Annotated in this window: 8 protein-coding genes and 1 pseudogene; all 9 read right to left on the bottom strand. The window is 69.8% G+C overall.

All coding sequences use genetic code 11. The features are described from left to right. Positions 1-75 precede the first annotated feature (75 nt). The 9 genes and pseudogenes from BG482_RS29860 to BG482_RS29820 all read right to left on the bottom strand — a co-directional run bounded on the left by BG482_RS29860 (position 76) and on the right by BG482_RS29820 (position 14849). A complete protein-coding gene (locus BG482_RS29860; protein WP_023586116.1) occupies positions 76-279 on the bottom strand; it encodes a cold-shock protein in 204 nt (67 codons plus the stop codon). Positions 280-635: 356 nt separating this feature from the next. Continuing rightward, positions 636-1985, bottom strand: a complete 1350-nt coding sequence (locus tag BG482_RS29855; RefSeq protein WP_079142320.1) for a ricin-type beta-trefoil lectin domain protein — start codon at positions 1983-1985, stop codon at positions 636-638. A 74-nt stretch (positions 1986-2059) separates the two neighbouring features. Further along, positions 2060-4042 carry an alpha-L-fucosidase gene (locus BG482_RS29850; RefSeq protein WP_069772284.1) on the bottom strand — a complete coding sequence of 661 codons (1983 nt, stop codon included), beginning with the start codon at positions 4040-4042 and terminating at the stop codon, positions 2060-2062. A gap of 68 nt (positions 4043-4110) precedes the next feature. Beyond that, positions 4111-6513 (bottom strand): ricin-type beta-trefoil lectin domain protein, encoded by a 2403-nt coding sequence (locus BG482_RS29845; RefSeq protein ID WP_069772283.1) that lies wholly within the window; start codon positions 6511-6513, stop codon positions 4111-4113. A 103-nt stretch (positions 6514-6616) separates the two neighbouring features. Continuing rightward, on the bottom strand, positions 6617-8467 hold the full coding sequence (locus BG482_RS29840; RefSeq protein ID WP_069772282.1) for an RICIN domain-containing protein: 1851 nt from the start codon (positions 8465-8467) through the stop codon (positions 6617-6619). Between the two features lie 94 nt (positions 8468-8561). After that, positions 8562-10286, bottom strand: coding sequence for a ricin-type beta-trefoil lectin domain protein (locus BG482_RS29835; protein ID WP_370745913.1), 1725 nt, complete (start codon positions 10284-10286; stop codon positions 8562-8564). A 44-nt stretch (positions 10287-10330) separates the two neighbouring features. Further along, positions 10331-11761: an arabinofuranosidase catalytic domain-containing protein gene (locus BG482_RS29830; protein ID WP_176741498.1), complete on the bottom strand. Its 1431-nt coding sequence runs from the start codon at positions 11759-11761 to the stop codon at positions 10331-10333. A gap of 396 nt (positions 11762-12157) precedes the next feature. After that, positions 12158-13627: pseudogene (locus tag BG482_RS29825) on the bottom strand (endo-1,4-beta-xylanase); the annotation flags it as partial. A gap of 73 nt (positions 13628-13700) precedes the next feature. After that, complete coding sequence (locus tag BG482_RS29820) at positions 13701-14849, bottom strand: SGNH/GDSL hydrolase family protein (protein WP_069772279.1); 1149 nt, start codon at positions 14847-14849, stop codon at positions 13701-13703. Positions 14850-14853 lie beyond the last annotated feature (4 nt).

Here is a 14853-nt window from a genome sequence, read left to right as displayed (position 1 = left end):
AAAGAAAGCAGAAAAGGTGCAGCTGGGGCCCGCACCCCGAAGGATGCGGGCCCCAGCTACGGTTTGTGCGCGACGTCAGGCCGGAACGATGTTCTCGGCCGTCGGGCCCTTCTGGCCCTGCGCGATGTCGAAAGTCACCTTCTGGCCTTCGAGCAGCTCACGGAAGCCCTGCGCGGCGATGTTCGAGTAGTGGGCGAACACGTCCGCGCCGCCACCGTCCTGCTCGATGAAGCCGAAGCCCTTTTCCGCGTTGAACCACTTCACGGTGCCAGCAGCCATGTCATATCTCCTTCGGGGCAGTGCATCGGCATCCGCACTGCACGGATGCCGTGTCGCCGCAATGATCACCCAGCCCGGAAATTGACCGGAAATACAAAAGCGCTCCCCGCCCAGAAATTTCGGCGGGGGCACTTGAAGTTTCGGGAACCACAACTGCAACTGAGATCGACAGTAGCACGCTGAAACAGCCTGCGCACGTTACACAATTCCACTCGGCTCATTGCGCCAAAAACTCTCACCGCATGGTCCGTCAAACCCTTACTTCGCCGGAACAGATATTGGGTCGCCCGGGTGCGATGTTTCCTCGGGCGGTGGGGGCCGGGCCCGTACGGCGCCGGGCCCGGCCCCGGGGTGTGTCAGTTCTCCAGGCGCCAGTGCTGGTTCGCACCGCCCGAGCAACTCCACAGCTGGATCTTCGTCCCGTTGGCGGTCCCCTGACCGCTCGCGTCCAGGCAGAGACCTGACTGCACCGCTGTGACGGTGCCGTCGGGACTGACGTTCCACTGCTGGTCCGCCTGCCCGCTGCAGTCCCAGATCGCCGCCGGGGCGCCGTTGCCCGCCGACTGGCCGACGCCCAGGCACTTGTTGCCGTAGACGACGAGCTGCTTGGTGGCGGTGTAGGTCCAGCGTTGGTTGGAGCCGCCGTTGCAGTCCCACAACTGCGCCTGTGTGCCGTTGGCCGTGGTGGAGTTGTTGATGTCGAGGCAGCGTCCCGACGCCTGGCCGATGATCTCCTGGTTGCCGGTGGTGGGGGGCGGCGGCTGCGTGTTCGAGCCGAACTGCGTGAAGAACTGCCACACCGCGGCCGACGTCCAGGTGCGCCAGCCGTCGCCGGTGGATCCGTCGATGGGACCGGGGTCGTGGCCCGCTCCGTCGAACGCGGCCCAGACGACGGGGTATCCGGACCTGCATCCGGAGTAGGTGGTGATGATGTGCGTCAGACTTCCGTTGGCCGGCTCGGGCGGGTTCTGCCGGGTGCAGCCGTTGGCCCGGACGAAGGTGTCGCGCAGTTCCCGTCCCGACGAGATGGGCAGCACGTTGTCCCTGAGGCCGTGCAGACCCATGTAGGCGATGGGCTGGCTTCCGCCGTTGCACCCGCTGAGGTTCGCGCCGGAGTAGACCGCGACCGCGCGGAACACCGTCGCCCGGGAGCAGGCGAGGGCGTACGACATCGCGCCGCCGTAGCTGAAGCCGGCGGAGAACAACTGGGTGGTGTCGACGCACAGACCTGCTTCGAGCTGGCTGACCATGGCGTCGACGAAGGCCACGTCCTGGCCGCCGGGGTTGGCCCAGCCGTTGCCGTTGCCCTGCGGGGCGACGAAGATCGTGCTGTTGTTCGCGCCGTCCGCCAGGCGCCGCAGGCCGTAGTAGGACCAGTTGTAGCCGTCCGTTCCGCCCGAGTCGACGTCGCCCGCCGTGCCGCCCCGCCAGTGGAAGCCGAAGATCAGCCGGTAGGGGTGGTTGCTGTCGTAGCCGGCCGGGACCCGCAGGATGTAGCTGCGGTTCTGGCCGCCGCTCTGAATCGTGTGGGTGCCACTCGTCAGCGCCGGGGCCTTGCCGCAGCCGGCGCTCGCCGCGGCGGCGGACTTCACGGCGGCGGTCTTCGCGGCGGCGGTCTTCGGGGTCGACCCGGACGCGCCGAGGCCACTGCCGAACGAGGTGCCCGCAGCTGACAGGACGAGAAGTACCGCAGCCACGATGGACAGTAAGAACGGTTTGCGTTTCATACACTCCTGCTTCCGTAGTCGGGGAAAGGGCGGGGAGCGTCGGTCCGGCCGGCTCAGACGGCGGTGACGGTCCATGCGTTGTTGGTGCTGGAGTTCGGCGTCCACATCACCGTGGTGGAGCCGGCGGTGGTGCTTCCGCTGCCGTCGAGGGCGGTGCCGGTGGCCCGGTTGACGATCTGGTAGCTGTTGCCGCCGAGGCTGTTCAGCGACCACTGCTGGCTGTCGCCGCCGTTCCACGTCTGCTGGCGGGCGGGAGCGCCGTTGGCGGAGTTGCCGTAACTGTCGGCGACCATGCCGTTGGTGCGGTTCACGATGCGGTGGTAGCCGTTGCCGAGGGCGATCAGCTGCCACTGCAGGTTGGTGCTTCCGTCGTAGTTCCACTGCTTGAGGTTGGAGCCGGAGGCGACGTTGCCCCCGCTGTCGAGCACCAGCCCGCTGGTCGCGTTGGCGATCCTGACCCAGCTGGTGGAGCCGCCCGGCGCGCCCAGGACGGGTATCTCACCGGAGAAGGTGAGCTTGACCGTGTACGCCAGGGCGCTGAACGGCGGGTTGGACGAGGGCATGGTCAGGTGCAGGCCGGACGCGTCCTGGGTCGGTGCGGGCAGGTCGATGTAGGTGCCGGCGGTGTTGTTGAGCAGCTTGGCGCTCGTCAGGCTGCTGAGGTTGATCTGGTTCGAGTTCAGCGTCGTGATGGTCATGGCGCCGCCCTGCCAGCCCAGGGCGGTGGCGTAGAGCACCTTGTTGTCCGTACTGCGGGTGAACCGGACGTCCTGCGGTTTGCCGGCCACCGGTCCGCTGAACGAGCCTCCCCCCATCTTGGTGGGGCCCTCGCCGTAGCTGGCCCAGGAGCGGGTGGAGTAGACCGCCTCTCCGAAGCGGCCGAGCCAGTCGCCCATGGCGAGCAGGATGGACTGCTGCCCGGAGGGGATGGCGCCGTCGGCCATCGGGGCGATGTTCAGCAGCATGCTGCCGCCCTTGCTGACCCGGTCGATCAGCGAGTGGAGCAGCGCCTGTGTCGAGTAGTAACCGATGCCCACCGTGTAGCACCAGCTGGAGGAGGAGATGCTGTCGTCGGTCAGCCAGTAGGGGGTGAGCAGCCCGGCCGGGCCGCCGCGTTCGAAGTCGAAGACCTCACCCTTGTTGTCGAGACCGTCCTTGTAGGTCGCGACCACGTCCTTGTTCCACGCGACCGCCTGGTTGTAGTAGTGCGCGAGGAACTGGAGCCGGTAGGACTCCTGCACCAGGTTGAGATCGAAGTCCTGCCAGACGAGGTCGGGTCGGTAGCCGTCGACGACCTCGGTCAGCTTGTCGTACCAGAGCTTGTTCTCCGCGGCGGAGCCCTGCTGGCCGAAGAGGATGCGCAGGTTCGGGTCCGACTGGTTCGGCACATGGTCGTAGAAGCCGTTGAAGTGGTAGGCGTGGTGCAGGGAGGCCATGAACTTCAGCCCCTGCCCCCGGATGGCCTGCGACTGCAGCCCCACGAGGTCGAGCTTGGGGCCGTGCTGGACCGAGTTCCACGGGTTGGAGCGGCTGTTCCACATGGAGAAGCCGTCGTGATGCTCGGCGACCGGGCCGGCGAACCGCGCGCCCGCGGCCTTGAACAGCCGCGCCCAGGCGTCGGGGTCCCAGTTGCCGCCCTGGGAGGCGAGCTTGGGGGCGAACTGCACGTAGTTGCCGGCCTTGTCGCGGCCGCCGTCGACGAAGTTGTTGTACGGCCAGGCCGAGGGGTCGCCGTAGGTGGCGATGTGGTGCCGGTTCTCGGCGGAGCCGCCGATGTACATGTTGCGCGGATACCACTCGTTGCCGAACGCGGGAACGCTGAAGACGCCCCAGTGGTAGTAGATGCCGAACTTGGCGTCCTGGAACCAGGGCGGGGCAGGGGGGTGCTGGTCCACGGAGGACCAGCTCGCGGTGTAGCTCGTGGGGCCGTCGGTCGCGGCGGCCTCGGGGGCGAACCGCAACAGGCCCGCGGCGGTGGCCGCGCCGGCCGACGCCAGCAAGCGGCGCCGGCTGATCGGCAGGGAGGAGGGGGACATGGGGGGTGCCTCTCGGGGGAGTCGACAGAAGGGTTGCGGCAGTCGTTGATCGTCAGCCCGTCACGGGATCAGTCGCGCCTCCACTTCTGGTTGCTGCCGCCGTTGCAGGTCGACAGCCGCAGCAGGGCGCCGTTGGCCGTGCCGGGCGCGTCCAGGCACAGACCGGACTGGACGCCGGTGATCGTGCCGTCCGCGTGGATCGTCCACTTCTGGTTGGCGCCGCCGTTGCAGTCCCAGATGTCCACCTTGGTGCCGGGGGTGGTGCCCTGGCCCGCGGCGTCCAGGCAGTCGCTGCCGTAGATCCGCAGCTCACCGGCCGAGTCGTCCGTCCACTGCTGGTTGCCGCCGCCGTTGCAGTCCCACAGCGCCACCTGGGTGCCGGCCGTCTGCGACTGGTTCGGGACGTCCACGCACCGGCCGGAGCCGACTCCGACGATCGGGCCGGTGGTCCCGCCGTCGTTTCCGCCGCTGCCGGGGGTGATGGCCAGGTTGTCGAACTGTGCCGTCTCGCCCTGGCTGGTCGCGTAGCCGACCTGTCCGCCGGCCCAGGTGCGGTCGTCGACGGAACCGACGGTGGCGCCGTCGATGACGGCGGTGATCGTGGAGCCGGAGAAGGTCAGGGCCAGGGCGTGCCACCGGTTGGTGCCCAGCGCGGCGGTCGTGCCCCGGGCCAGGGTGGAGACGGTGCCGTTGGTGTTGGTGTTGAGGATCGACCAGGCCCCCGTGTCGCTCACCCGCAGGTGGTAGGCGTTCAGCCCGCCGGTGCGGTCGTAGTCGTGGCCGCCCGCGCGACCGATCAGCTCGGCGTATCCGGACTGTTCGAGCATCACGTCGGAGGAGACGGTGTAGTTGCTCCAGCCCACGTCACCGAGGAGGGCGTGCGGATCGGTCAGCGCGTCCCAGGTGATCGGTTTCTGCGGGCTCATCTGGCGCACGCACTTCCCGCTGCGTCCGGCGCCGCAGCCCACCGCCTCGAAGGCGCCCTGCCAGTCCATGAGGTACTTGGCCTCGTTGCCGGTGGCGTAGCCGTCGAAGGAGTCGGTGTACGGCAGCTTCAGCGCGCCCCGGGCGGGGCCGGTGGCGGTGCCCTTGCCCTGGCCGGTCGTGGTCGTCAGGGTGTACAGGTGTCCGGGCTGGACGGTCAGGCTGAAGCCGCCGCCGGACGGAGTGATGTCCGTGGCGTGCACGAAGTGGTCGGCGGGGTTGCCGGAGGTGACGTCGGTCGACCAGACGTGGACGGTCCTGGTGGACAGCCCGCCGGTGACGCTGAAGTTCAGCGTCTGGGCGCTGCCGGCGTCCATCGTCTCGATGACCGTGGAGTAGTCGGAGTTGTTGGTGGACTTCAGCGAGACGTAGCTGCCGTTGTTGCGGTTGCCGCCGAGGTAGCCGCTGGAGGCGTCGAGGTAGTGCCACCCCGGGGCGGTGAACTGGCTGGTGTGCGCCATCACCCAGGTGTTCTTGCCGACCGAGTAGGAACCGGACCACGGCTGCGCGGCCAGGGCGAGACCCATGGTGGGATACGGCAGGTTGGGCGTGACCGCGGCGACCACGGGCCAGTTGAGGTAAGCGGTCATCCGTCCGTCGATGTACCCGCGGTTGATGCCGCGGGCCATGGCCTGTGCTCCCCCGTTGTAGTCGTCCGAGCCGTTCTCGCTCGCCCACAGCGGCTTGCCGGACGAGGTGGCGGACGACGGCACCGAGCAGGAGGACTGGGAGGACCGGTAGCCGCAGGGGTAGTGCGTGCCGATGGCGCTCACGGCGGCGGCGAACGCCTGGTTGGAGTTGACGTCGTTCGCCACGGTCCAGTCGGAGTCGGCCGCGACGATCTTGACGTTGCCGTAGCCGTTGGCGTTGAGCGCGCTGCGCAGCTGCACGTACCAGGAGACGTTGTAGCCCCGCTCGTTCCATCCGCCGAGGTAGTCGATGGCCAACCCGTGCTGCTTGGCGCAGCCCAGCCATGAGAGCAGGTAGTTGGTCATGTCGTTGGACCAGAAGTTGCCGCCGCCGATCCAGCCGGGCGCGCCCCAGGCCAGCCCGTACAGTTTGATGTCCGGGTTGCGCGCCTTGGCCTGCTCCATCAGCCACCATTCGTAGCCCCGGTCGCAGTTGAGGTCGGTCCGGGTGTGCTGGTGACTCGGTTCGGCGCCCGAGGTGGAGTTGGTGTCACCGCCGATCTCCGCCTTGAGGATCTGCAGGGACGCGCCGTAGCCCGGCCGGAACAGGTAGTCGAGGACCTGGCCGCGCTGGGGCTCGGGGTAGTCGATCAGGAGTCTGCTGTTGCCTCCCCCGCCGCTGATCGCGCCGACCCCGTCGAAGGTCCGGCCGCCGGACGCGCCGTTGATCGTGACGGAGGTGGCGGCCTGGGCCGGCGCCGCGGCCGTGGCCACGATGCCGCCGGCGATCAGGAGGAGACCCGCGAGCACGACCGCCCAGGCGCGCAGGCGCCGCAACGACCGGTTGAATGCTGACACGGTGGGTTCCTTTCACAGGTCGTGGACGTCCCGTGGCCGACGGGGTGGTCCGGCCGGGAGACGCGATGGCTGTGCTGCTCGTGGTGGCCGTGGGGGCCACGGTTCAGCGCAGGATGAAGTCCTGGTTCGTGCCGGGCGTGTTCTTGCACGGCCACTGGTCCAGTTGCTGTCCCGGGTTGGCGCCGGCGCCGTAGACGTCCAGGCACAGGCCGCTGTTCTGGTTGTGGAACTCGTAGGAGCCGTCGGACTGCCGCACCGGCAGCCAGAGTCTGTCGGCCGCCGCAGTCGGGGCCTGCTGGACGATGTCCGGGGTGCCCGCCGTCGTGGAACCACCGGCCACCGCCACGTCCAGGCCGGAGTTCTGGGCCCGCAGTTCGCCGTAGCCGCCCGAGGCGGGCACGAACCGGAACTGCTGGTTGCTCCGGCCGTTGCAGGTCCACTGGTCGATCACCGCGCCCGCGTTGCCGGAGCCGCCGGCGACGTCCACGCACAGACTGTCGTGGGCGGCCACGAGTTGGTGGTAACCGTCCGGGAAGCCGCCGCCGGACGCGGCAGGCGTCAGATGGACGGCGAACGCGTCGTGCGCGCTCTGGAACGAGATCGGCACGGTGATCGAACCGCCCGAGACGCTCACGTTCTGGTCGTACACCGTCTGCGGGGAGCCGAGCGGGGCCTGGTCCGGGATGCGGTGCACGGTGACGTGCACACCGCCGGAGCTCGCCAGCCAGGGGACGGACGCCAGCCCGCCGAAGGTCACGGACGCGTCGCCGGTGTATCCGTTCGAGTCGCCGACGATCGCCACCGCGCGCTTGTTCGCGGCGTCCTCGGAGGCCGAGATCGCCGTCGAACCCACCTGGCCGGAGGTGTCCACGAGGGTGCCGGTCATGTCGGCGTAGTCCCGAAGCGCCCACCAGGTGCCCGTCGGCTGCCAGCTCCCGCCGCTCTGGGTCAGGGCTCCGGTCAGGTTCGGGACGACACAGCACACCCAGTTGCCGCGCATCGCGTTGGTGTACCCGGACTGCGCGAACCGTGCCAGATACCAGGCCGTCACCCCGGCGGACTGCCGGTCGGCGGGCTGATACTCGTTCGAGGACAGGGGCAGCGGACCGATGCCCGCCGCGGTCAGGGCGCTGTTCAGGCTCTGCGCGACGGTGACCGGGTCGTCGACGTCGCCCTCGTTGTGGTTGGCGATCATGTCCGGCACGGTCCCGGCCGCCTTCACGTGCGCGAGCCAGGTCCGCCATTCGCCCGGGTTGCCCTGCGGGGTGAACGCGAGCGACGGCCCGACGATCTGCGCGCCGGGGGCGATGCGACGGATCTCCCGGTAGGCGGTGTCCCACATCTGGAAGTACTGGGCGCTGTTCACACCCCGGGTCCAGAACGCCGAGATGTCCGGCTCGTTCCAGATGTCGTAGGCGAACGTGAGCCCCGACGCCTGCAGCGCGCCCACCGTGGAGTCGATGAAGCCGATCCAGTTCGCGCAGTCGCCGTTGTCGCACGGGTACCTCGTGGTGGACGGCTGGCCGCCGTTCGCGCCGTAGATGTCGCTGACCAGCACCTGGTACTGCGCGTGGTAGGGCGGCCGGGTGAGCCGCTTCGCCTGGGAGATGATCGAGCCGACGTCGGCCCGGGTGGCCGAGCCGTACTGGTAGCCGTCCTTGATCCAGCCGCCGGAGAACCACCCGCCGCCGCGGAAGGCGTTGATCCCCAGCGGCTGGATGAACTGGTCCGCCGGCAGGCTGCCGTCTTCGTTGATGCCGTAGAGGAACCCCTCCCCCACGCCGGTCGACGGCCCACGGGTCGACGCGAGGTTCACACTGAGCGACCTGCCCGGGGCGGCCTGGTGTTCGCCCGGGGCGGCCTGGCTCGTGGCCGTCGACAGCAGCGGCAGCACCAGCGCCAGGAGGATGGCGGCCATCAGGGCGAGACGCCCGGGCCTTCCTCTCGTCCTCATCGGATCCTCCTGCGACGGGGGGCCGCCGCGCTGCGGCGCGTGGTCGGGGCGGGGCCGGTCACCGCGGGCGGCCCGGTCAGGGCGTGACGGGGGCTCATCCCAGCGTCCACTGCTGACTGCGGGCGCCGTTGCAGGTCCCCAGCTCGGCGAGGGATCCGTCGGCGGTGGCCGCATCGGCGACGTCCAGGCACAGGCCGGACTGGACGCCGGTGATCGTGCCGTCGGTGTTCAGCGTCCACTGCTGGTTGGTCTGGCCGTTGCACTGCCAGATCTCCACCTTCGTGCCGGGGCTGGTCCGGTTGCCGTAGGCGTCCAGACACATCTGGTCGGCTCCGGAGTAGACGGTGAGCCGGCCGGACGTGGAGTGCGTCCAGGTCTGGTTGGCCCCGCCGTTGCAGCTCCAGATCACCGCCTGGGTGCCCGCGGTCCTGCTGGAGTTCGGGACGTCCAGGCACTTGGCCGCGCCGACCGCGTGCAGCGCACCGGTCACGTCGGCGCCTCCGCCGCCGCTGGTACCGCCCGCGACCCGGTACATCACCGTGCCGTGGGCCGGGACCGAGGCGCTGATCGTGCCGGAGGTGGTCGAGGACGCGCCCGACCACAGGTCGGTGAGGGTGTAGGCGGACGCCCCGGTCTTCCCGATCGCGGCCGCGCTGGTGGTGATGGTGGCCGTCGAGCCCGTCTCGTTGAACAGCGCCACCGAGACGTCTCCGCCCGACAGCGGCTTGGCCAGTACGTCCAGGCCGCCCGAGGAGGAGACCATGGCGCCCTGCTTGCCCAGCGGATCCTGGTCGACGGCGATCACGCGGGAGTTGGTCAGCGTGGACAGGGTGTCCGGGCGGGCCGAGGGGATGTTGGTGCCCGCGATCAGCGGTGCGGCCATCTCCGCCCACAGACTGAACTCGCTGCGGCTCTCGGTGGCCGTCATCGAGCCGTTGCCCACCTCCAGCATGTCCGGGTCGTTCCAGTGCCCCGGTCCGGCGTAGGAGGCCAGCCCGACGTTGCTGTGGAAGATCGACAGCATGCTGGAGAAGGTCGGGGCGATGTCGCCCGTGGTGCGCCAGCTGTTGCCGACGTCCGCGCCCCAGGTCCACACGTTGTCCTGGCCCCAGTTGCACAGGCTGTACAGGATCGGGCGGCCGGTGGCCGCGAGGGCGTCACGCATCGCGGTGTACCGGGCCCGTGCGGGCGCCCCCGTGTTGTTGCAGTTGTCGTACTTCAGATAGTCCACGCCCCACGACGCGAAGGACTGCGCGTCCGTGGTCTCGTGTCCCAGGCTGCCCGGGTATCCGGCACAGGTCGCGGTGCCCGCGTCCTCGTAGATCCCCAGCTTCAGGCCCAGCGAGTGCACGTAGTCCGCGGTGCCCTTGATGCCGTCGGGGAACTTGGCCGGGTCCGCGACGAGACGGCCGCCGGAATCACGGTTGTGGGTCATCCAGCAGTCGTCGATGTTGACGTACGAATACCCCGCCGCCTGCATGCCGTTGGTGTGCATCGCCTGCGCGGTGGACTTGATCAGCGACTCGGAGACGTTGCAGCCGTAGGCGTTCCAGTCGTTGAAACCCATCTGCGGGGTCTGCGCGAGCCCGTTGCCCGGTGCGGCGGCGGGCTGCGCGGGAGCGGGCTGCGCGGCGGTGGATTGCGCTGCGGTGGATTGCGCTGCGGCGGGCTGGGCGACGGCGGGCTGCGCCGTGCCGAGGGTGAGGAGGGGGGCGGCTACGACGGGCAGCGCGACCGAGAACGCGGCTGCCAGGGCCCTGCGCAAGGAGGGCAGCGGCGGCGCAGGCGTCCGAGGGCGCCTTGCTCTCGCACGGGTCATGGGCATAAGTCATCGACTCCTGAGCCGGGTTGGGGGGAGGGAGCTCAGCGGTAGCCGGCCGCGGTGATGTTCGCCTGCACCGCGTCGTCGGTCGCATCGGAGGGGTAGCCGGCGACGATCGCCCCTTCGTAGAAGGTGCCGGCGCTCAGGTTGGCGCCGCCGCCGGGCTTGCAGCAGTCACCGCCGCTGCCGAGGACGATGGCTCCCTGTTTCTTCATCGGGCTGTATCCGCCGGGCAGTCCGCCGTCCCACAGGGTGGTGAGGGCGCCGGACTGGGCGTTGCCGCCCTTGAGGGCGAATCTCGACGTCCCGTTGTTCTTCAGCATCGCGGTGACGAACTTGCCGGGGAAGGCCCGCTGCCTGGTGTTCCAGGACTGGCTGCCGCCGGAGTACAGGCCCCACTCGAGGTCGGCCTGCACCCAGGGACCGCTGCCGGCGCACCCGCCGAACCAGCACTCCGTGCCGAAGTTGATCGCGTCCATCGCCCCGGCGGCGTCGGCCTTCCTGCTGGTCTCGCTGTTGCCGTAGTCGAAGCAGCAGCCGCCGTTGACGTGGGTGCCGCTGGTGACCATGTACGCCCCTTCGGGCGCGGCGCCGGTCGGCACGCCCGTCAGGTGACCGTCGCGCCAGTAGCTGTTGCCGGGATTGATGTACAGCGAGTACGCCTTGGCGCCGCCGGCGGTCAGCGACTCGGAGGTCGCCTTCGCGGGGCTGCTCTGGCTCGACCCCGGGACCTGGGCGGATCCCTGGTACCACAGGTCGTTGCCGTGCCCGGACTGGTCGCGGACGACCGTGATCACGCACGAGGTGCCCGCGCAGAACGAGTCCTGCGCCGCCGCGTCGGCGGTGCCGCCGGGCGCCAGCACGCCGATGTCCCTGGTCGCGTTGTCCGAGGAACGCCTGACCTGGTACAGCAGGCCCTGGTACGAGCTGAAGAGCGCACGCACGGTGCTGTGCGCGGCCACGCACGGCGTACCGCCCGCGGAGTAGATGTCGCAGGGAGCCGATCCACCGGGCGTGGGCGGAGTCGTCGGCGTGCTCCACTTCTGGTTGCTCCGGCCGGTGCAGGTCCACAGGATGACCGCCGTGCCGTTGGCCGTGCCCGCCCCGTTGACGTCCAGACAGAACCCGGACCGGACACCGGTGACGGACCCGTCGGAGTTCTGGCGCCACCCCTGGGTCGCCCGCCCGTCGCACGCCCGGATGACGACCGGGGCGCCCGGAGCCGTCCGGTCGTCGAAGGCGTCCACGCACCGGGTGCCGCCCATCGTTCTCAGCTCGCCCGCCGACGTGAACGCGAACGCCTGGTTCACCTGGCCGTTGCAGTCCCAGATGTCCAGCGTCGTCTCCGGCGTGTCGACGTTGCCCTTGACGTCCAGGCAACGTCCCGACGCCGCGCTCGTCAGGGGGGCCGTCGAGGCGGCCGACGACGACCATGCCGGCGCGGTCGCCGACAGCATGGCCAGCAGTGCCATCACGCACAGGACGGCAGCCGTCGGTAAGCGGAGTCCTCGAGCCGCGGGGCTCCAGGGCGAAACGAATGAAGGCTGCATTCTGTTCCTCGGCTGTGTGGGGGACGGAGACAGAGAGGGCGCGTGCCTGTCCGAAGGGGTCAGAGTGTCCGAGATCGCCACCAGGGAACCCTTAGACATCCCATGTCCATAGTGATTCCACAGGCCCATGGGCCTGTCAATACACCGCGCGATCCTCGCCAGAACCGCTATCCATCCCATGTATCTGCTGGTCAGCACGCCCTGACGGCATGCCGAAACCCGCGTCCGGCGACGGCCGCCGTACCGGGCGCGGGTGTTCGTCCCCGTGCCCCGGAACGGTCCGGGGCACGGGCTCGGCGCTGGGCGCCGATCAGCTCACCTGAAGTTCCAGTGCTGGTTCGCGCCCCCGTTGGCGTCCCAGACCTGGACGGGGCTGCCGTTGGCGCTCTGCCCGGACGGCACCTCCAGCGCCCTGCCGGAGGCGACGTTGGTCAAGGTGTACGAAGCGTCGCCGTTCCGGCTCGCCCGCCAGTGCTGGTTCGCGCCGCCGTTGGCGTCCCAGATCTCCATCCGCGTGCCGTTGCCCGTCCGGCCACCCGGCTCGTCCAGGACCCGCCCGCTGCCGACGTTCGTCAGCGTGTAGGAACCGTCTCCGTTCTGGCTCGCCCGCCACTGCTGGTTCGCGGCGCCGCCGGCGTCCCATACCTGCAACGGCGCGCCGTTCGCCGTCTGCCCGGCCGGAACGTCCAGGACCCGCCCCGCGGAGGCCACGCTGAGCGCGTACACCTGGCCCGGGACGATGCCCCCCGGGTCGCCCGTGCCGCCGCCGCCCAGCGCGGACAGGGCCGCGTCGTAGGCCGGCTTCTTGGCGCCGTTGCCGCTGAACAGCAGAGGGTTGTCGCCAGAGCGCCACGAGTCGCTGTCCCGGATGCCCCAGACGGTGATGCCGGTGCAGCGGGCGACGTTCATACAGGCCTTGACGGTGTTGGCGTAGGCCGTCGGCGACGCCTGGGCGATGTCGAGTTCGGTGATCTGGACGTCGACGCCGAGGGCGGCGAAGCTGGACAGGGTGGTCTGGAAGCTCGACGGCGGGCCGCCCGCGCCGAAGTGGCTCTGCAGTCCCACGCAGTCGATGGGCACGCCGCGCGACTTGAAGTCGCGCACCATGTTGTAGACGCCCTGGGTCTTCGCGTCGGTCCAGTTCTCGATGTTGTAGTCGTTGTAGCAGAGCTTGGCCGACGGGTCGACGGACCGGGCGGTGCGGAACGCCTCCTCGATGAAGCCGTTGCCGAGCACGTCCTGGAACACCGAGCTGCGGTGCTGACCGCTGCCGTTGTCGGCGAAGGCTTCGTTGACCACGTCCCAGGCGTAGATCCGGCCCTTGAAGTGGGTCATCTCGTTGGTGATGTGATTGTTCATCACACTGCGCAGGGTGTTCGCGTCCCTGATGCCGCCGACCCAGCCGGGCAGCTGCGAGTGCCACACCAGGGTGTGGCCACGCATGCGTTGACCGTGCGAGGTGGCGTGGCTGACGATCTGGTCGCCCGGTCCGAAGTTGAAGTTGCCCCGGGACGGTTCGGTGGTGTCCCACTTCATCTCGTTCTCCGGGGTGATCATGTTGAATTCCCGGTCGAGAATCGTGGCGTACGTCGGGTCGCCGAGCCTTCCGGCGGCCACGGCGGTGCCGAAATAGCGGCCGCTGTCGGCCGCGGCCGCGCCCAGCGTGCCGGAGGCCGCATGGGCGGCAGGGGCCGCCGCCCCGGCCAGGGCCAGCACCGTGCCGGCCGCCAGACCGGTGACCGAGGCCATGCCCTTGCGAAGACGTGGCCGCTCATTGAGCCAGGACATAGAGGATCCTTCTCCTTGGACGTGGGGGGACGACGACCGCGAGACGGTGCCGTGGTGGAGCCGGGACGAGGGCTCAGGTGACCGGCAGCGCGGTCCACTGCTGGTTCGCGGCGCCGTTGCAGTCCCACAGGACGAGTTGCGTGCCGTCGGTGGCGGACGCGCCGGGGTCGTCGAGGCATCGGCCGGAGACCGGGTTGCGGTAGCCGCCGCCATAGGACTGCCATTGCTGGTTGGCGCCGCCGTTGCAGTCCCAGATCTGGATCTTCGTGCCGTTGGCCGTGCCTCGGCCGGCGACGTCGAGGCACTTCCCGAGGACCCGCAGGGTGCCGTCGGAGCGGGCGGACCACTGCTGCGCGGCGGAGCCGTTGCAGGACGAGATGTCCGCGGCGGTCCCGTTGCCGTTGTTGCCGCCGTTGACGTCGAGGCACTTCCCCGCGATGCCGGAGCGCACCTGTCCGCCCACGGGGACCGGCGGCTTGATCCAGCCAGCCGCGTCCGCGGCCTGGACCCCGGCGTGGAAGGCGTCGGCCATCTTGCGGAAGCCGTTGTCGTTGGGATGCAGGGAGTCGGACAGGTCCGCGCCGGTCAGCGCGCTCATGTCCACCAGGCGTACGTGCTTGCCGGCGGCCTGCTCGGCCTGGACGATTCCGGGGAGCCTGGCGTTGAACCCGGGCCGGTTGGCCTCCTCGGTTCCGCTGGTCGAGACGATGACGGTGCCGACGAGGACGGTCGCGTCGGGGGCGTCGCGGGTGATCTGGTCGATGAGCGAACGGAGCCGGTCGGGGGCGGTCGCGACCTGGTAGTTGCCGTTGAGGTCGTTGGTGCCGATCTCCAGGGTGACCACGTTGGGGCGGTGACGGGCCAGCACGGAGTCGGCGATCCCGGCGATCTGGTCGATCCGCCAGCCGGAGTGGCCTTCGTTGTCCGGGTCGGACATGGTGCCGTTGCGGCCCGAGCCGACGAAGTCCAGGGCATGCCCGTCGGCCGACAGCTGGTTCCCCAGGAAGCCCCGGTAACTGTTCCCGGACGGGCTGCCGACGCCCCAGGTGATCGAGTCGCCCAACGGCATCACGCGCAAGGCGGCCGGCGCGGCGGCGGCCCGCACGGCGGAGCGCGGCGGCTCGGCGCCGGTGGCCGCGGCCGCGGGCAGCGCGACGCCCGTGCCGAGCGCGGTCGTCAGCGCCGCGGCCAGGAGTGCCGGGTACTTCTTCGTCAGCTTCATCGGG

This window comes from Streptomyces sp. LUP30 (genome assembly GCF_001746365.1).
Taxonomy (GTDB): domain Bacteria; phylum Actinomycetota; class Actinomycetes; order Streptomycetales; family Streptomycetaceae; genus Streptomyces.
Note: the sequence above shows the minus strand (reverse complement) of the source record. Positions and strands in the feature narration are given on the sequence as shown.